The sequence below is a fragment of the Kibdelosporangium persicum genome, from assembly GCF_013280595.1.
Taxonomy (GTDB): domain Bacteria; phylum Actinomycetota; class Actinomycetes; order Mycobacteriales; family Pseudonocardiaceae; genus Kibdelosporangium; species Kibdelosporangium persicum.
Window position 1 is genome coordinate 136,328 of sequence record NZ_JAAATY010000024.1, and the last position, 16,885, is coordinate 153,212.

Annotated in this window: 20 protein-coding genes; 5 read left to right on the top strand and 15 right to left on the bottom strand. The window is 67.9% G+C overall.

All coding sequences use genetic code 11. The features are described from left to right. Positions 1-8: 8 nt before the first annotated feature. On the bottom strand, positions 9-1,247 hold the full coding sequence (locus GC106_RS33645; RefSeq protein ID WP_173138924.1) for a WXG100 family type VII secretion target: 1,239 nt from the start codon (positions 1,245-1,247) through the stop codon (positions 9-11). Between the two features lie 47 nt (positions 1,248-1,294). On the opposite strand from GC106_RS33645, the gene GC106_RS33650 reads away from it, so the two are divergent. Together GC106_RS33650 and GC106_RS33655 are read left to right on the top strand one after the other, a co-directional pair. Continuing rightward, positions 1,295-1,984 carry a metallophosphoesterase family protein gene (locus tag GC106_RS33650; protein WP_173138926.1) on the top strand — a complete coding sequence of 230 codons (690 nt, stop codon included), beginning with the start codon at positions 1,295-1,297 and terminating at the stop codon, positions 1,982-1,984. Beyond that, positions 1,974-2,810: a chromosome partitioning protein ParB gene (locus GC106_RS33655; protein ID WP_173138928.1), complete on the top strand. Its 837-nt coding sequence runs from the start codon at positions 1,974-1,976 to the stop codon at positions 2,808-2,810. Before GC106_RS33650 ends, GC106_RS33655 begins: the two co-directional genes overlap by 11 nt. A gap of 5 nt (positions 2,811-2,815) precedes the next feature. Here GC106_RS33655 and GC106_RS33660 read toward each other — a convergent pair whose 3' ends face one another. The 12 genes from GC106_RS33660 to GC106_RS33715 form a co-directional block, all read right to left on the bottom strand. Beyond that, complete coding sequence (locus tag GC106_RS33660) at positions 2,816-3,799, bottom strand: hypothetical protein (RefSeq protein ID WP_173138930.1); 984 nt, start codon at positions 3,797-3,799, stop codon at positions 2,816-2,818. A 339-nt stretch (positions 3,800-4,138) separates the two neighbouring features. Beyond that, entirely contained in the window at positions 4,139-4,576 is a 438-nt protein-coding gene (locus GC106_RS33665; protein WP_173138932.1) for a type II toxin-antitoxin system VapC family toxin, read from the bottom strand. Next, positions 4,573-4,902 (bottom strand): transcriptional regulator, encoded by a 330-nt coding sequence (locus tag GC106_RS33670; protein ID WP_173138934.1) that lies wholly within the window; start codon positions 4,900-4,902, stop codon positions 4,573-4,575. The genes GC106_RS33665 and GC106_RS33670 overlap by 4 nt, the downstream gene beginning before the upstream one ends. Before the next feature lie 86 nt (positions 4,903-4,988). Beyond that, positions 4,989-6,170 carry an ABC transporter ATP-binding protein gene (locus tag GC106_RS33675; protein ID WP_173138936.1) on the bottom strand — a complete coding sequence of 394 codons (1,182 nt, stop codon included), beginning with the start codon at positions 6,168-6,170 and terminating at the stop codon, positions 4,989-4,991. Between the two features lie 2 nt (positions 6,171-6,172). After that, positions 6,173-7,015 carry a carbohydrate ABC transporter permease gene (locus tag GC106_RS33680; RefSeq protein ID WP_173138938.1) on the bottom strand — a complete coding sequence of 281 codons (843 nt, stop codon included), beginning with the start codon at positions 7,013-7,015 and terminating at the stop codon, positions 6,173-6,175. After that, the gene (locus GC106_RS33685; RefSeq protein ID WP_312873081.1) at positions 7,015-7,947 is read right to left on the bottom strand and encodes a carbohydrate ABC transporter permease; all 933 of its coding nucleotides are present in this window, start codon (positions 7,945-7,947) and stop codon (positions 7,015-7,017) included. Before GC106_RS33685 ends, GC106_RS33680 begins: the two co-directional genes overlap by 1 nt. After that, positions 7,944-9,260: an ABC transporter substrate-binding protein gene (locus GC106_RS33690; protein ID WP_173138940.1), complete on the bottom strand. Its 1,317-nt coding sequence runs from the start codon at positions 9,258-9,260 to the stop codon at positions 7,944-7,946. The genes GC106_RS33685 and GC106_RS33690 overlap by 4 nt, the downstream gene beginning before the upstream one ends. A gap of 188 nt (positions 9,261-9,448) precedes the next feature. Then, complete coding sequence (locus GC106_RS33695; protein ID WP_173138942.1) at positions 9,449-9,976, bottom strand: YflT domain-containing protein; 528 nt, start codon at positions 9,974-9,976, stop codon at positions 9,449-9,451. Between the two features lie 171 nt (positions 9,977-10,147). Further along, positions 10,148-11,344, bottom strand: a complete 1,197-nt coding sequence (locus tag GC106_RS33700) for an acyl-CoA dehydrogenase family protein (protein WP_173138944.1) — start codon at positions 11,342-11,344, stop codon at positions 10,148-10,150. Between the two features lie 79 nt (positions 11,345-11,423). Then, positions 11,424-11,573 carry a hypothetical protein gene (locus tag GC106_RS33705; RefSeq protein ID WP_173138946.1) on the bottom strand — a complete coding sequence of 50 codons (150 nt, stop codon included), beginning with the start codon at positions 11,571-11,573 and terminating at the stop codon, positions 11,424-11,426. Between the two features lie 152 nt (positions 11,574-11,725). Further along, positions 11,726-12,058: a hypothetical protein gene (locus GC106_RS33710; RefSeq protein ID WP_173138948.1), complete on the bottom strand. Its 333-nt coding sequence runs from the start codon at positions 12,056-12,058 to the stop codon at positions 11,726-11,728. Positions 12,059-12,088: 30 nt separating this feature from the next. After that, entirely contained in the window at positions 12,089-12,412 is a 324-nt protein-coding gene (locus GC106_RS33715; protein ID WP_173138950.1) for a hypothetical protein, read from the bottom strand. 98 nt (positions 12,413-12,510) lie between these two features. Between GC106_RS33715 and GC106_RS33720 the strand changes: the two genes are divergently transcribed. After that, complete coding sequence (locus GC106_RS33720; RefSeq protein WP_173138952.1) at positions 12,511-13,779, top strand: magnesium transporter MgtE N-terminal domain-containing protein; 1,269 nt, start codon at positions 12,511-12,513, stop codon at positions 13,777-13,779. Further along, positions 13,772-14,308: a DUF1003 domain-containing protein gene (locus GC106_RS33725; RefSeq protein WP_173138954.1), complete on the top strand. Its 537-nt coding sequence runs from the start codon at positions 13,772-13,774 to the stop codon at positions 14,306-14,308. The genes GC106_RS33720 and GC106_RS33725 overlap by 8 nt, the downstream gene beginning before the upstream one ends. On the opposite strand, the gene GC106_RS33730 is transcribed toward GC106_RS33725, so the two are convergent. After that, positions 14,299-14,718 carry a MarR family winged helix-turn-helix transcriptional regulator gene (locus GC106_RS33730; RefSeq protein WP_173138995.1) on the bottom strand — a complete coding sequence of 140 codons (420 nt, stop codon included), beginning with the start codon at positions 14,716-14,718 and terminating at the stop codon, positions 14,299-14,301. The genes GC106_RS33725 and GC106_RS33730 overlap by 10 nt on opposite strands. Positions 14,719-14,862: 144 nt before the next feature. On the opposite strand from GC106_RS33730, the gene GC106_RS33735 reads away from it, so the two are divergent. Then, a complete protein-coding gene (locus tag GC106_RS33735; protein WP_173138956.1) occupies positions 14,863-15,996 on the top strand; it encodes an Mrp/NBP35 family ATP-binding protein in 1,134 nt (377 codons plus the stop codon). Positions 15,997-16,036: 40 nt separating this feature from the next. Here the strand turns inward: GC106_RS33735 and GC106_RS33740 are convergent. Further along, positions 16,037-16,885: coiled-coil domain-containing protein (locus GC106_RS33740; RefSeq protein ID WP_173138958.1), on the bottom strand; the 849-nt coding region annotated here is incomplete at its 5' end.

Here is a 16,885-nt window from a genome sequence, read left to right on the forward strand (position 1 = left end):
CTTGTCCCCTACAGTCCGATGACCGGCGGTGCGGCCTTCAGGTCCCCGGTGAACAGGTCCTCCTCGTGCGGGTAACGCCGCCGGTGTTCCTGCTCTTCGTCTTTCCGCCCCGGTGCGGCGCCCATCCCGCCCGGCCCGTACCCGGCGAGATTGCCCCTGCCATACCTGTTCGCGTGGTCGGTCGGCCGTGCACCGCCGCCGAACATCGGCGGCATACCGACGCCAGGCACCGCACCGGCGAACCGTTTCGAGTCACGCAACGCGTCAACGTTGATTCCGCTGCCGATTCCGCCGCTGTACGGCCCGGCGCCGGTCAGCGCACCCCACCGCGCGGAAGCGTTGTCCGCGAAGGACGGTGTCGTGCCGTACGACCACTCGGACGACCCCATACCGCCGGAACCCACACCCGTGCCCGATCCGGATCCGGGCAGTCTGACGCCGGACGGCATCGTGCCGACACCACCGCGTCCGCCGGGCTGGTTCCAGATCGGGTCCACGATTCCGTCCGAAGGCGGGCCGAACCGCGGAGTGGCGCGGTCGATGCCGAGGATCGCGGTCTCGTACCGGGTCATCGTCTGCACGGCCTTGCGCTTGAGCTTCTTCTTGTCGCTGCCGAACCCGAACGCGCTCGCGATACCGCCGATCACCGCCCCCGCCGCGGCACCGAACGGGCCGCCGATGGCGAACCCGGCCGCCGCGGCACCGCCCGCGGTCGCGAGCCCCGACCACAAACCGCCCTTCGGCGCGCCCGGCATCGTGCTCTGCGCTGAGGACAGCGCGCCGCCGGAGTCGTCGACCGGTTCGGCGATCTGGGTCGCGGTCTGGCCGAGCCCGGCGATCCACCGCGCGTTGTGCGCGACCTTGCCGCGCGCCTCGTCCGCGCCCGCGCCGGACCAGAACTGCATCAGCGTGCCCAACGAGCGCTGCAGGTCGGCCGCACTGGCGGAGAGCTTCTCGCCCTGCCTGCGCCACGTGTCGGCCAGGAACTGCAACTGGGCCGGGTTGGCCTCCCGGGAAACCATCTTGATCAGCGACTCGAGGCTGTAGCCGTTCCAGTGTGTGCCGCCGGTGACGTAGATGTCGTCCTCGACGCGACGGCCTGCCCGTACCGGCAGAGCGCCGCGGACGTGCTGGAGCAGTCCCTGGTAGAAGGTGCCGAGCCCACCCAGGATGCCGCCCTGATCTCCCTGCACCGGTCTGTCCTCCCTCGGCCAGTACCCGTTGGCGAGTACCCGATTGTCGGACATTGATCGTGACCGCGCGACGGCCGAAATGCGGTCGTAGGCTCAGTGCCGTGCCCAAGGTGCTGGCTGTGTCCGACGAAGTGGTCGAATCGCTGTGGACCGACCAGGTCCACCGGCATCCGGTCGATCTCGTGCTGGCCGCGGGCGACCTGCCGTTCGACTACCTGGAGTACCTCGCCAACGCGCTCGAACTGCCGTGTGTCCTGGTGCCCGGCAACCACGACATCGACCTGGGCGGCTATGCCCGGCGGCGTGGCCTGTGGATGCGTGACGGCTTCCCGGCGCGGTGGCCCGGGCCGCAGGGCTGGGTGGACTCCGACGGGCGAGTGGTGGACGTGGCGGGGCTGCGGATCGCCGGCCTCGGCGGCTCGATCCGGTACAGCGACGGGCCGAACCAGTGGACCGAGCGACAGCAGGCACGGCGGGTGAAAACGCTCGCCCGGGCCGCGCGGCGCCGGTACCGTCGTGACGGGCGAGGCGTGGACGTGCTGCTCACGCACGCACCACCGCTGGGGGTCGGGGACCGGGAGGACCCACCGCACCGCGGCTTCGCCTGCCTGCACGACGCGGTGCGCCGGATGCGTCCGGCATGGCTGCTACACGGACATATCCATCCGCACGGTGACGACGTTCTTTCGGGGAACGACGGTCCCGATCGGCGGCTGGAGGACACCAGGGTCGTCAACACGGTCGGCTACCGGATCCTGGACATCACGCCGGGAGGTGACAGTGCAGAGTGACACGGGTTTTCCGCGCGCGGACGCGGAGAACGACTTCCTGAAGGCACGCCGCCGGCAGGTGCTCTCGCGGCTGGCGGCGTGGCTGCGCCGCGAACCGGACGACGTCAACATCATGCTGCCGTTCGACGAGGTCGTGGAAGCACTCGGGCGCGCGGGCGAACGCCGGCTCGGCCCGCAGGTGATCCGGCTCGACTCGATCGTCGGCAGCGTGGACCGGACCAGGGACTTCGACCGCCGGTTCCGGCCGACGTCCGGCCGTCTGCGTCAACGGTGGGAGCGCCTGGCGCGGGCACAGCGACGCGGCGAGCCGATCCCGCCGATCGAGGTCTACCGAGTCGGCGACCTGCACTTCGTGGCCGACGGGCATCACCGCGTGTCCGTGGCGCTGGCGCTCGGGCAGGACACGATCGAGGCGTACGTCACCGAGGTGCGCACGAAGATCTCGGCGGACGGGATCCGGTTCCGCGGCGACCTGATCGTGAAGAACGACCGCAGGCTGTTCCTGGAACGCGTGCCGCTGCCCGGCCCGGCGCGAGCCGCGATGGTCCTCAGCGACCCGTGGCAGTACACGGTGCTGAGCGAAACCGTTGAGGCGTGGGGATTCCGGCTGATGCAGGACGAGAACCGGTTCCTCACCCGCGCCGAGGTGGCGGCCCGGTTCTACGCCGAGGAGTTCCAGCCGGTCGTCAGCCTGCTGCGGCAGGCCGGGCTGATCGGCGACCGGACCGAGGCCGAGGCGTACCTCGCGGTGAGCGAACAGCGTTACCGGCTCATGCGGACACACCGCTGGGACGACGAGGTGATCGCCGCGTTGCGTCAGCGATGACTCGGCTAGCGCTTACCTCCCGCCACTGTGACGCGGTCGGGCAACGGACGGACCTCGTCCATCAGGCGGTCCGCGTAGTTGTCCAGCAGGCGCGTGCCGACCTGTTGGGCGTAACCGAAGAGCACCGCCCAGAGCAGCAAGGCGGCCTGTGATCCGACGTAGACGATCCCGCTGACCAGACCTGCGCCCAACGCGAGCAGCCCGACCACGGACAGCGTGGCGCCCAACAGGATCTTCACCAACGCCTGGTATCCGACCAGGACGTACGGGCTCAGGTCAGGTCTGCGCCGGATCAACAGCAGCACAACGGAAATCGTGGCTCCCAGCGCGCCGAACAGCTGCACCATCCAGACGTCCCAGCCACTCGCCGCCGCCCCTCCGGTCGGGCACAGTTCCTGCGGCACAGCCTGGTTCGGCGGCATGCACATCGGCACCAGGCCGGGCTTGAGGATGCCGGCCAGCCCCAACGCCGTGTTCAGCACGAACAAGGCCAAGCTGATGACGATCAGCTTGTTCCGGAGCGCCCTCGCCGCGGCGTGGGCGTCGTCCGAGGCGTCGAACGCGGCCCGCATCGCGTCCACCACCGTCGCGCGGTCAGGGTTCTCCCGCTCCACGGCCGCACGGCGGGGGTCGCCTTCTTCGAGGTACATCCGGACGCGGGCTCTCAGACCGGGCAGCCTCGACTGCAGGTCAGGATCGGCCGCGGCCAGGTAGATCTCGGCTTCGTGCAGGGCACGCCAGGCCCGCTCGATGTGCCAGCCCGACCACCAGGACGCGCCTGACCGCCACCACTTGTTGTCCGCGCTGCGCAGTGCCGCGTCCACGATCTCCAGGGAGACCTCGGCCGCCCTGCGCGCCACTTCCGTCGCCGGGGCGGGCGGCAACGCGGCCAGGTCGGCCCGCACCCGCCGTGCCCTCGACTCGACTGTCAACTGCCAGTCGGTGACGTCCGCGCCGACCTGCCAACCGACAGTGACATTTTCCGCCATGATCGATCACCCCCAGTACAGGATGACATCTTTCCCGGGCCGGTGACGCCAGCCGAACGAGTGCTTTTTCGCAGGTCAGCGCGGCGCACCGAGCGGAAGCACGGCGAACACCCGCTGCCGGAACGGTGGACACGAGCTGCCAGAACGGCGGACACGACGTGCCAGAACGGCGGACACAAGGTGCCGGAATGGCGGACACGACGTGCCAGAACGGCGGACACGAGCTGCCAGAACGGCGGACACAAGGTGCCAGAATGGTGGACACGACGTGCCAGAATGGTGGACACGACGTGCCGGAACGGGCATTTCACGGTGCCGGAATGGTGGACACGGCAGGGCTCACGCGGGGAGCAGGGTGAACCCCTCGGCGTGGGCGGCTTCGCGCAGGTGTTTGTCCCAGGCGGCGAACTCGGTGATGTCCGGATCCGCCTCCGCGGCGAGAACCGCCGAGGCCAGCTGGATCGCGTCCAGTGTTCGCAAGCCATGGCGCCGGGTCAGTCGCGCCGCGGCCTCCAGAACGACAGGGTTGAGATCGACGACCACGAATCGGAGTGGGTGACCGGGGGTTCCGTAGTAGTCGGACTCGAAGGCGGCCACCAGGATCTCGGCTTCGACCTGCTCGAACATCCCGTCGCGCTGCTTGCGCCAGAGCGCGGCAGGAACCTCCGCCCGTGCGACCTGGGACACGACAAGAACCGGGCGCGCACGCACGAGCTCATGTCCTGGCTCGTCGGCATAGATCTTCACCACTGCCGACGAATCAGCGAAAGTGGTCACTCACCGCGCCCTTCGCTCACGTAGTCGGACAGCGGCTTTCCCCTGCCTGCCGCCTTTCTCGCCTTCTCGACCGCTTCCCGGGACGGGCGTGTCCGAGGCCGCTCATGCCCCTCGTCATCGACGTAGACGAGCATGGGCGTCACCACGAGGTCCATCCGGCTCAGCCGCTCCCTCACCCTCGTGTATTCGTCCTGTTCCAGGTCGGGATTCGTCGCCGCTTCCAGCACCAGGGTGATGAAGTCGTTCATGCTGCGCCGCTGCGCCGCCGCCGCCCTGCGGACGCGGTCCACCAAGTCCTCGTCTGCCCGCCAGCTCACCTGCGCCATGCTTGCATGCTAGCATATCGCAAGCATGCTTGCATGACGGCAGGCCAAAAGAAAGGCCGGCCCGCAGGCCGGCCTTCCCCCGTCGTTCAGCCCGAGTAGGTCAGGTTCTTGCCGTTCGACGGGTCGAAGAGCTGCACCTTGTCGGCGTCGAACCAGACTTCCAGCGAGCCGCCCTGAGTGGCCTCGGACGCCGCGGAAAGCCGGGTCACGACCTGGGACCCGCGGTCGGGCACGTCGGCCGAGCCGGAGTCGGCCGCGAGCTCCTCCAGCTCCTGGGACGTGGCCTGGTCGCCCTCCACGGTGAAGTAGGCGTACTTGTCCGAGCCCATCGACTCCAGCACGTCCACCGACGCCGTGAACGTCGCGCCGCCCGACTTGGCCGATTCGTCGAGCAGCCGGGCGTCCTCGAAGTGCTCCGGCCGGATGCCGAGGATCACCTCACGGGGCGCGCCCGCGGCCTCCACCAACGAGCGGATCCGGTCGGTCAGCGCGAACTTGCCGATCGGCGAGTTGACCTCGTTGTCGGCCAGCGTCGCGGGCAGGAAGTTCATCGACGGCGAGCCGATGAACCCGGCGACGAACAGGTTCGACGGCTGCTCGTAGAGGAACTGCGGCGAGCCGATCTGCTGCACGATCCCGCCGCGCAGCACCACGACCCGGTCGCCGAGGGTCATCGCCTCGGTCTGGTCGTGGGTCACGTAGACCGTCGTGGTGCCGAGCTGCTTCTGCAGCTTGGACAACGATGTCCGCATCTGCACGCGCAGCTTGGCGTCCAGGTTGGACAGTGGCTCGTCCATCAGGAACGCCTTGGGGTTGCGCACGATCGCCCGGCCCATCGCGACCCGCTGCCGCTGGCCACCGGACAGGTTGCCCGGCTTGCGGTCCAGGTGCTGGGTCAGGTCCAGCGTGGCCGCCGCCTCCTCGACCTTCTGCCGGACCACCTTGTCGTCCACTTTGGCCAGCCGGAGCGGGAACGCCATGTTCTCCCGCACGCTCATGTGCGGGTAGAGCGCGTACGACTGGAACACCATCGCGATGTCCCGGTCCTTCGGCGCCTTCTCGTTCACCCGCTGGCCGTCGATGCGCAGCTCGCCGTCGGAGATGTCCTCGAGACCGGCGATCATGTTGAGCGTGGTGGACTTCCCGCAGCCGGACGGGCCGACCAGGATGACGAACTCGCCGTCGGCGATCGTGAAGTCCGCCTCGGACACCGCGAGGGCACCGTCCGGGTACCGCTTGGTCACCTTGTCAAGCACGATTTCAGCCATGATCAACCCTTTACCGCACCGGAGGTCAGCCCCGCGACGATACGGCGCTGGAAGAACAACACGAACAGGATGATCGGGATGGTGATCACGACGGCCGCCGCGGACACCGTCCCGGTCGGGTCCTCGAAGTACGAGGCGCCGGTGAAGAACTGCAGTGCCGCGGGCACCGTCCTCGACGCGTTCGTCGACGTCAGCGAGATCGCGAAGAGGAAGTCGTTCCAGCAGAAGATGAACACCAGGATCGCCGTGGTGAACACGCCCGGCGCGGCCAGCGGCGCGATCACCTTGCGGAACGCCTGGCCCGGCGTCGCACCGTCCATCTTGGCCGCTTTCTCCAGCTCCCACGGGATCTCACGGAAGAACGCCGAGAGCGTGTAGATCGACAGCGGCAGCGCGAACGTGATGTACGGCAGGATCAGGCCGGGCCACGTGTCGAACAGCCCGAGCGCCCGCTCCATCTCGAACAGCGGGGACACCAGCGACACCTGCGGGAACATCGCGATCAGCAGCGAGACGCCCACCAGCGCGCGTTTGCCGGGGAAGTCCAGCCGCGCGATGGCGTACGCGGCCATGGTCCCCAGGATCACCGCGATCACCGTGGCGATCACCGCGATGCCGATCGAGTTCACCAGCGCCCTGATGAAGTCCGTGGTCTTGAAGATGTCGGCGTAGTTCTGGAACGTCCACTCGGTCGGGATGAAGCTCCGGTCGGCGATCGCGTCCTTGGTCTTGAACGACAGCGAGAGGATCCACAGCACCGGGACCAGTGCGTAGACCACCACCACGACGTCCACCACGGTCCACTTGAACACCCGGCCCGGCGTCCGGGTCGCCATCATGGCCATCAGCGCTTACCTCCCGAGTCGGACCCCGGCGCAGCGGTGCCGAACACCTTGATGAACAGGAACGCGATGATCGCGACCGTGATGAAGATCAGCACCGACATGGTCGAGCCGATGCCCAGGTTCAGACCCTTGATCAGGTTGTTGTAGGTCTGGATCGACACCGACGACGTGCCCGGCGTGAGCACGAAGAGGTTGTCGAAGATGCGGAACGCGTCCAGGGTGCGGAACAGCAGCGCCACCAGGATGGCCGGCTTCATCACCGGCACGATCACCTTCGTGAACCGCTGCCACGGCCCGGCGCCGTCCATCGCCGCGGCCCTGAGCAGGTCGTCCGGCACCAGTGCCAGGCCGGCCATCAGCAGCAGCGCCATGAACGGCGTGGTCTTCCACACCTCGGCCAGCACGACGGTGAAGAACGCGGACGTCTGGTCGATCAGCGCCGACTCGCTCGACAACAGGGCGCTGAGATAGCCCGTCTTGTCGTCCCAGGCGTAGCGCCACGAGAACGCCGCCACCACGGTCACGATTCCGTACGGGATCAGCGAGACCGTCCGGACGAGGCCCCGGCCCACGATAGTCCGGTGCATGATCAGCGCCAGGCACATGCCGAGCACCAACTCGATGATCACCGAGACGACCGTGATCAGCGTGGTCAGCCCGAACGCGGTCCACCAGTACTCACTGCCGAGCACGGTGATGTAGTTGTCCAGGAAGACGAACTCGCTCTGGTTGGGGAACCGCAGGTCGTAGCGCTGCATGGACAGCCAGACCGAGTAGATGATCGGCCAGCCGGTGACCGCGACCATCACGAGCGCCGCGGGCGCGCACAGCAGCCAGCCGAGTCTGCGTTCGGCGCGTTTTCCCTCGCTGAGTTCCGGCTTCGGCTTCTTCGCGGCCTTGGCGGGTGCGGGTTTGACCGCGGTCTCGGTCACGGCAGGACCCCCTTCGACTGGAGCGCGTCCTGCAACTCACGGCGCAGGCGATCGGCGGTGACCGGTGGGTCGATCGCCGTCGGTGGCGAAAGGATCGTCGAGATCACCGTCGACGCGTTCTGGTACGCCGGGGTGAGCGGCCGCGCCGCGGAGTCCTCCAGCGACGGGACGATCGCGTCCTTCATCGGGTACGCCTGGTCCATCGTCGGGTTGTTCTTCGGGTCCGCGGGCTTCGACGGATCGACCGGTGTCGGGTCGTCGTAGACCGACTGGATGGTCGGCGGCAGCGACTCGAGAACCGCCTGGTACTTCTGGCTTTCGGCCTCACGCAGGCACAGTGTGGCCTCGAAGGCCTCCTGCGGGTGCCGCGAGTACGAGCTGACCGCGAGGTTGTAGCCACCGATGGTCGGCTTCGACGGCTCGCCCGGATTCACCCCCGGGTACTGCGCCCACCCCAGGTTCTGGAACAACTCGGGGTTGGCCGTCTGGATGCTGGCGTAGACGAACGGCCAGTTGATCTGGAACGCCGCCTTGCCACCCGGCTGCTGGAAGCCCAGCTGGACCTGCTGCTCCTTGGCCGCGGTCAGATCCGGCGCGGTGACCCCGGCGGTCGAGAGCCGCTTGAGGATCTCCAGGCCCTTCACCGCGCCCTGGTCCATCACGACGCTCTTGCCGTCCTCGGACAGGATGTTCCCGCCCGCGGAGTTGACGATGGTGTTGTAGTTGACGACAAGGCCTTCGTACTCGGCCGCGGTCAGCAGGATCTGGTAGGGCTTGCCCTCATCCCTGAGCCGCTCGGACGTCGTGATCATCTCGTCGAAGGTCCGCGGCGGCGTCGGCGTGACCCGCTTGTCGTACCAGAGCAGTTGCACGTTGGTGTTCTTCGTTGCGGCGTAGAGCTTTCCGTTCCACTGGGCCGTGCTCAACGGCCCGGGGAACACGTCCCGCTCCGCCTCGGCCTTGTTCTGCCCCGTCCACTCCAGGATCCAGCCGGCTTCGGCGAACTCCGCCACCCAGACCACGTCGAGCCCGAGGATGTCCATTTCGGAGTCGTTGGCGGCCAGCCTGCGGACCATCTGCTCGCGCTGCCCGTCCGCCTCCCGGGGCAGCTTGTTGTAAACAATGGTGTATCGGCCGTTGGCCCTCTCGTTGCACTTCGCGACAACCTTGTCGAAGACCTGCTCGGGTGCGTAGTACACGTTGATCGTGATACCCGAGTCCGATCCGCACGCGGTCAAGAGCGGAGCGGCGACTAGTGCCGCCCCGACGGCCGCGACAAGGCGTTTCCGCGCCGTGCGACTGGCGCTGCGCATGAACCCTGCCTCCTCGTCCTGCGAGGAACCGGGCATGCCCCTCACCGCGCGCCCGGCACCTCGGTGTGCCCCCGAACGCGGTGTGCCCAACCTCACCCGTAACGCGCTCGGGCCCACTGAACTTAGGCGGGTTGATCACCCCTCGCAAGCGAATGGCCAGTGTCTGCAGACACGATTACATCAAGGTATTACGGGGTACCACCCGATGGGCGCATTGACAGCTTCGCCAGCAGGTCCCGTCCACGCTCCGCGTTGCGCGGCTGGCACAGCACGTCGTAACGACCGGCGACCAGTTGGCTCGCCGACGCGAAATCGCGGCGGCCACGCGTGGACAGGTAGCTGACGGCCGCGAACGTCAGCCCGAACAACACCCCCGCCACGACTCCGACGAGCACCGGGCCGAACGACATGCCGCCCTGGTTGGAGAAGTACGCGAGCAGCACACCGACGAACAACCCGAACCACGCGCCGGAAAGCGCACCGGTGCCCAGCACCTTGCCCCAGGTCAGCCTGCCGACGATCCGCTCGACGAGCATCAGGTCGACGCCCACGATGGTCACCTCGGTGACCGGGAAGTCCTCGCTGGCCAGATGCTCGACCGCGCGTTGGGCACCCTCGTACGTGTCATAGGAACCGATCGGCCACCCCGTCGGCGGCGTCGGCAACCGCGGCAACCCCGGATTGGGCCGCCCCTGCCCAGAAAAACCACCGGCCACGACAGTTCACCTCTCCACGCCAGCACGCTGTGGTTCCATCCTGCCAAGCCGGACATCAGGATGCGAACCCGGCTGCTCCCGGGCCTGGCGAAACGTCGCCGCCGGCGGCGCGCCTCAGAACGCTCGTGAGTGTTTATCCGTGTTCTAACCCTGATAAACACTCACGAGGGTTTAGCTGCGGGTTTTGTATTCGCGCAGGAGGCCGCGGCTGATGATGGTCTTCTGGATCTCGCTCGTGCCTTCGCCGATCAGCAGGAAGGGGGCCTCCCGCATCAGGCGCTCGATCTCGTACTCCTTGGAGTAGCCGTAGCCGCCGTGGATGCGGAACGCGTCCTGGGTCACCTCGGCGCAGTACTCGGAGGCGATCAGTTTGGCCATGCCCGCCTCTACGTCGTTGCGGGCACCGGAGTCCTTCAGGCGGGCCGCGTTGACCATCATCAGGTGGGCGGCTTCGACCTTGGTGGCCATCTCGGCCAGTTTGAAGGCGATCGCCTGGTGTTCGGCGATCGGCTTGCCGAAGGTCCTGCGCTGCTGGGCGTAGTCGATCGCCAGTTCGAACGCGCGGATCGCGATGCCGCAGGCGCGCGCCGCCACGTTCACCCGGCCGACCTCGACGCCGTCCATCATCTGCGCGAAGCCCTTGCCCGGCGCCTCACCGAGCACCCGGCCGGCCGGGATCTCGTAGCCGGAGAACACCGCTTCCGTTGTGTCGACGCCTTTGTAGCCCATTTTGTCGATCTTGCCGGGGATCGTCAGGCCCGGCGCCACCTCGCCGAAACCGGCCGGCTTCTCCACCAGGAACGCGGTCAGGTTCTGGTGCGCTTTCGGCGCGCCCTCGTCGGTCCTGGCCAGCAGGGCGATCAAAGTGGACGTTCCGCCGTTGGTCAGCCACATCTTCTGGCCGTCGATGACGTACGAGTCACCGTCCTTCTTGGCCTTCGTCTTGATCGCCGCGACGTCCGAGCCGAGGTCCGGTTCGGACATCGAGAACGCGCCACGCACCTCACCGGTGGCCATCCTCGGCAGGAAGTACTGCTTCTGCTCCTCGGTACCGTGCTGCTTGATCATGTGCGCGACGATGAAGTGCGTGTTGATCACGCCGGAAACGCTCATCCAGCCGCGCGCGATCTCCTCGACGACCAGCGCGTACGTCAACAGCGACTCGCCGAGACCGCCGTACTCCTCGGGGATGGTCAGCCCGAACAGGCCCATCTCCTTCATGCCCTCGACGATGTCGCTCGGGTACTCGTCGCCGTGTTCGAGGGCCTGGGCGTGCGGAATGACCTCCTTGTCCACGAATCCCCGGACCGTCGCGAGGATTTCGCGCTGGATGTCGGTCAGTCCGGCGGTCTGGGCAAGGCGAGCCATGGCGCGCTCCTGGTCAACGTCGAGGACAGTTACCGGTCAGTATCGCGCTTGATCCCGGACGTGCGATGTGAAGCGGCTCTCAGCTGGCGATATCCAGCTCGTAGCCGCAGTGGCGGCACCCGGCGGCGAACACGTGCACGTCGGCCTGACAGCCCGGGCAGGTCCGCATGCTGCGTTCAAGAAGGTCGTCTTCCGAACGCTTGCGGAAGATCCGAAAGCGTTTGCTCATGCCGACAAGCGTTACCCCGTGACCCGGCCGGCGCAAAATTGATCAAACATTTTTGTGGGCGTGCTCATAGCAACCGGCACACCATGTGATCAGTCGGCTTTTCCGCGTGATCGCCCTGTGATCCTCGCCGCGTTCACGCCCGGCACCCTTTCTTACGGCGTCTCGGGCTCGGCGACGATCACCCGGAAATGGGCGGTGCGGTCGTTGGTGCCGCGTACCTGTACGGTCCAGAGGTCGGTTCCGGTACGGAATATCCGGCGGCTACGCTGCTTCGCTGGATGTTCGGGCTCATACGTCCGGGCCAGGTTCGCGGCCTCCCGCACGGCGTCGTCCCGGCTGCCGAAGGATTTGATCCGCGTCAGTTCCCACCGGATGTAACTGCTGTGCCCGACGGACTCCTCGATCAGGACACACCACCTGCCTGCCGGCACCCGTCTGGTGACCTCTTCGGGCTCCGGGTCGTGCTGCTCTCCAACCATGCCCACTGGGACGCGATGGGTGCGTCCCGCGTTGCCTCACCCAGCCTGGTGCCGCGCGACCGACACGCGGAAGTGGTAGTCGCTCGTCGCGCCCTGCAGCCAGACGACCCACGAGTCCTCGCCGATCTGGTAGATCTCCCGGTCCTTCTCGAACGCCGGGTGCTGCGGCTGGTACTCCAGCGCGGTCTGTGCCGCCGCGTCGAGTGCCTCCTCCCGGGTGTCGAACTTGCGGACGTCCGACAGCCGCCATCGCTGGCTCTCACCCCTGCCTAGCGTCTCCTCCACCAGGACGCACCAGCAGGTGACCGGGTCCTGCACCCGCCCGTCGCCGGGCTCGGCGTCCTTCTGCTTGCGCACCATCGTGAGTGTTTATCAGGGTTAGAACACGGATAAACACTCACGAAGGGTAGAAGCCGCGCAGCCGCGCAGCGTCGGCTGAGGCCGACTAGCCTGGTCGCGTGGCCGCCACAAACCGGGTTTTCGCGGGTCAGCTCGCCGGGCTCGCGGTGTTCGGGCCGGACGGTGAGCAGATCGGCCGGGTTCGCGACATCGTCGCCGGGCTGCGCACGGACCGTCTGCCGCCCAGGGTCCTCGGGGTCGTCGTCGAACTGGCGACGCGACGACGCATCTTCGTCCCCATGCTGCGGGTCACGTCGATCGAGGCCAACGCCGTGACGCTGTCGACCGGGTCGGTCAACCTGCGGCATTTCCACCAGCGCCCCAACGAGGTCCTCGTCGTCGGCCAGTTGCTGGACGCGCCCGTCACGGTCGAGGCGACCGGGGCGAGAGCGACCGTCGAGGACATCGGCATGGAGCCGACACGCACGCGGGACTGGGTGCTCGGACGCGTCGCGATACGGGAGCGTGTCGGACGGTTCGGCAGACGCGGGCCCGTCGGGATCGTCAGGTGGGAGGACGTACGAGGCCCGGGGATTCTCGAACTGGCCGCCCAACCCCAAGGCGCGCAACAACTGCTGGCGGTCTTCGAGGGCATGCGCGCGGCTGACGTCGCCGTGGCGCTGCGCGACCTGCCTCCCAAACGGCGTTACGAGGTCGCGGACGCGTTGGACGACGAGCGCCTCGCCGACGTGATCGAGGAACTGGGCGAGGAGTACCAGAAGGAGCTGCTCGCGCACCTCGACGACGAGCGCGCGGCCGACATCCTCGAGGCGATGGACCCCGACGACGCCGCCGACCTGCTCGCCGAACTGTCCGAACGGGACAAGGACCGGCTGCTGGAACTGATGGAGCCGGAGGAGTCGGCACCGGTCAAACGGTTGCTCGAATACTCGTCGGACACCGCGGGCGGTCTGATGACGCCGGAGCCCGTCGTGCTGACGCCGGACGCCACGATCGCGGAAGCGTTGGCGCGCGTGCGCAATCCCGACCTGACACCGGCTCTGGCGAGCATGGTGTTCGTCACGCGACCGCCTTCGGCGACGCCGACAGGCCGCTACCTGGGTTGCGTCCACGTGCAGCGGCTGTTGCGTGAGCCACCGTCGGAGCTCGTCGCCGGTGCGTTGGACACCGAACTGGCCAAGCTGCCGCCGACGGCGTCACTGGCCGAGGTGACCAGGTACTTCGCCGCGTACAACCTGGTCTGCGCGCCGGTGGTCGACGAGAGCGAGCACCTGATCGGCGCGGTCACCGTTGACGACGTGCTCGACCACCTGCTGCCGGAAGGCTGGCGGGAGAACGGGTTGTGGGAGGCCACCACCGATGCCTGAACTGCTGTCCCGCCGCAGGCTCGACCAGCCCGGCAGGCCGCGCCGGCTGCTGCGGGTCGAGTTCGACCCCGAAGCGTTCGGCCGGTTCTCCGAGCGGCTGGCCCGGTTCCTCGGCACCGGCACGTTCCTGTTCTGGCAGACGCTCTTGGTGATCGGGTGGATCACGCTGAACCTGACCGCTGCGTCGCTGGAGTGGGACCCGTACCCGTTCATCCTGCTCAACCTGGCGTTCTCCACGCAGGCGGCCTACGCGGCGCCGTTGATCCTGCTGGCGCAGAACCGCCAGGACGACCGTGACCGGATCTCGCTTGAGGAAGACCGCAAACGCGCGGCGCAGACCAAAGCCGACACCGAGTATCTGGCACGCGAGCTCGCCGCGTTGCGCATCGCCGTCGGCGAGGTCGCGACACGGGACTACCTGCGCGGCGAACTCGACCGGCTGCGGCAGGACCTCAACGCCAAACCGCGCCGCCGTGCCTCCGCTGAAGGCATCAAGGACAACCCGGCCTGGCAGGACAATCAGGGCTGAGCGTCGGCCACCCGCTGGGCCAGGTCACCCAGGGTCTTGAGTTCCTGTTCGTCCAACAGCTCCACGAAGTGCCGGACGACACCCGCCAGATGCGTCCGTGACGCCACCAGCAGCCTGCTCGCGCCGGAGGACGTCAGCCGGGCCACGACACCACGGCCGTCACCGTCGACGCGTTCCCGCGCGACAAGACCAGCGCGTTCCAGCCGGTCGACCAGCCGGGTGACGCCCGAGCGGGACAGCAGGACGGCTTCCGCCAGCTCGGCCATCCGCAGGCACTGGCCGGGCGCTTCGGCGAGTTCGGCCAGCACGTCGTACGCGCCGAGGGAAAGGCGCTGCTCGGCGAGCAGTTCAGCCTCGAGGCACCGGGTCACCTTGGCGTGCGCGCGCAGAAATGAGCGCCAAGCGTCCATTTCGCCACGGGTAGGCAACCGGGTTGCCCGTAACTCCGGCACAGTCCGATGTTACGGAACGCGCGCAAGCGGATGCACAGTGCCCCGGTTCAAGTGCCCTAGTTCATAAGGCCGACCACGGCGTTTCGGTCTACCCGCCGTAGCATGAGAAAGGTGATACCCACTGTCGAAGCGGTCCGTAAGGCGCTCGCGGGCGTGCAGGACCCGGAGATCCACCGGCCGATCACGGACCTCGGCATGGTCAAGGACGTCACGGTGCACCCGGACGGCCTTGTCGACGTCGGCGTGTACCTGACCGTGGCGGGCTGCCCGCTGCGGGACAAGATCACCCGTGACGTGACCACCGCGGTGTCCGCGCTGGAAGGCGTGCGCGACGTGCGCGTCGAACTGGACGTCATGAACGACCAGCAGCGCACGGAGATGCGCAGGTCGCTGCGCGGTGACGAACCGAAGATCCCCTTCGCCGAGCCCGGCTCGATGACCAGGGTGTACTGCGTGGCCTCGGGCAAGGGCGGCGTGGGCAAGTCCAGCGTGACGGTGAACCTGGCCGTGGCGATGGCCGAACGCGGCCTGTCGGTCGGCGTGGTCGACGCGGACATCTACGGCCACTCGGTGCCGCGGATGCTGGGCGCGACCGGCAAGCCGACCAAGGTCGAGCAGATGATCATGCCGCCGCAGGCCAACGGCGTGAAGGTGATCTCCATCGGCATGTTCACGCCGGGCAACACCCCGGTGGTGTGGCGCGGGCCGATGCTGCACCGCGCGTTGCAGCAGTTCCTGGCGGACGTGTTCTGGGGCGACCTGGACATCCTGCTGCTGGACCTGCCGCCTGGCACCGGCGACATCGCCATCTCGGTGGCGCAGCTGATCCCGAACGCCGAGATCCTCGTGGTCACCACGCCGCAGCAGGCCGCCGCCGAGGTGGCCGAGCGGGCGGGCGCGATCGCGCTGCAGACCCGTCAGCGGATCGCCGGCGTGATCGAGAACATGTCCTGGCTGCAGATGCCGGACGGTACTCGGATGGACATCTTCGGCGCGGGCGGCGGGCAGACGGTGTCGGACTCGTTGTCGCGGGCCGTCGGCTCCGAGGTGCCGCTGCTCGGCCAGGTCCCGCTGGACCCGAGGCTGCGTGAAGGCGGCGACGCGGGGACCCCGCTGGTCAAGCTGGACCCTGAGGCCCCGGCGTCGACGGTGTTGAAGGACATCGCCAAGAGGCTGACCGTGCGGGCCCGTGGGCTCGCGGGACGGATGCTCTCGGTCACGCCCGCTGGTCGTTGAGGTGTGGTGGTGGGGCTCCGCGAGCCCCACCACCAGGCGATCAGGCCGCCATTGACTGCTTGGCGATGGCAGCCTTCCTGCTGGCGCTCTGCGCCTTGGTCTGCGGCTTCTTGGTCACGCTCTGCTTCTTGTCGGCGATCTGGGCGTCGCGGTTCTTGGCCTGACGCTTCTGCTCCGCCTCCGTCTCCCGCTTCGCCGTCTCCTTACGGTCGGCGATTTGGGCGTCGCGGTTCTTGGCCTGACGCTTCTGCTCCGCCTTGGTCTCCCGCTTCGCCGTCTCCTTACGGTCAGCGATCTGCGCGTCCCGGTTCTTCGCCTGCTTCCGCGCCTTCTTCTCCGCCGCGGTCTCCTGTTGCGCTGTGTACTTACGGTCGGCGATCTGCGCGTCGCGGTTCTTGGCCTGACGCTTCTGCTCCGCCTCCGTCTCCCGCTTCGCCGTCTCCTTACGGTCAGCGATCTGCGCGTCCCGGTTCTTCGCCTGCTTCCGCGCCTTCTTCTCCGCCGCGGTCTCCTGCTCGGCCGTGAACTTACGGTCGGCGATCTGCGCGTCCCGGTTCCTGGCCTGACGCTTCTGCTCCGCCTCCGTCTCCCGCTTCGCCGTCTCCTTACGGTCAGCGATCTGCGCGTCCCGGTTCTTCGCCTGCTTCCGCGCCTTCTTCTCCGCCGCGGTCTCCTGCTCGGCCGTGAACTTACGGTCGGCGATCTGCGCGTCGCGGTTCTTCGCCTGACGCTTCTGCTCCGCCTCCGTCTCCCGCTTCGCCGTCTCCTTACGGTCAGCGATCTGCGCGTCCCGGTTCTTCGCCTGCTTCCGCGCCTTCTTCTCCGCCGCGGTCTCCTGCTCGGCCGTGAACTTACGGTCGGCGATCTGCGCGTCCCGGTTCCTGGCCTG

Excerpts from the sequence above, each read along its gene's own strand:
- GC106_RS33645 (WP_173138924.1), bottom strand. The coding sequence starts at position 1,247 with ATGTCCGACAATCGGGTACTCGCCAACGGGTACTGGCCGAGGGAGGAC.
- GC106_RS33660 (WP_173138930.1), bottom strand. The coding sequence starts at position 3,799 with ATGGCGGAAAATGTCACTGTCGGTTGGCAGGTCGGCGCGGACGTCACC.
- GC106_RS33670 (WP_173138934.1), bottom strand. The coding sequence starts at position 4,902 with ATGGCGCAGGTGAGCTGGCGGGCAGACGAGGACTTGGTGGACCGCGTC.
- GC106_RS33675 (WP_173138936.1), bottom strand. The coding sequence starts at position 6,170 with ATGGCTGAAATCGTGCTTGACAAGGTGACCAAGCGGTACCCGGACGGT.
- GC106_RS33680 (WP_173138938.1), bottom strand. The coding sequence starts at position 7,015 with ATGGCCATGATGGCGACCCGGACGCCGGGCCGGGTGTTCAAGTGGACC.
- GC106_RS33690 (WP_173138940.1), bottom strand. The coding sequence starts at position 9,260 with ATGCGCAGCGCCAGTCGCACGGCGCGGAAACGCCTTGTCGCGGCCGTC.
- GC106_RS33700 (WP_173138944.1), bottom strand. The coding sequence starts at position 11,344 with ATGGCTCGCCTTGCCCAGACCGCCGGACTGACCGACATCCAGCGCGAA.
- GC106_RS33705 (WP_173138946.1), bottom strand. The coding sequence starts at position 11,573 with ATGAGCAAACGCTTTCGGATCTTCCGCAAGCGTTCGGAAGACGACCTT.
- GC106_RS33715 (WP_173138950.1), bottom strand. The coding sequence starts at position 12,412 with ATGGTGCGCAAGCAGAAGGACGCCGAGCCCGGCGACGGGCGGGTGCAG.
- GC106_RS33725 (WP_173138954.1), top strand. The coding sequence starts at position 13,772 with ATGCCTGAACTGCTGTCCCGCCGCAGGCTCGACCAGCCCGGCAGGCCG.
- GC106_RS33730 (WP_173138995.1), bottom strand. The coding sequence starts at position 14,718 with ATGGACGCTTGGCGCTCATTTCTGCGCGCGCACGCCAAGGTGACCCGG.
- GC106_RS33735 (WP_173138956.1), top strand. The coding sequence starts at position 14,863 with ATGAGAAAGGTGATACCCACTGTCGAAGCGGTCCGTAAGGCGCTCGCG.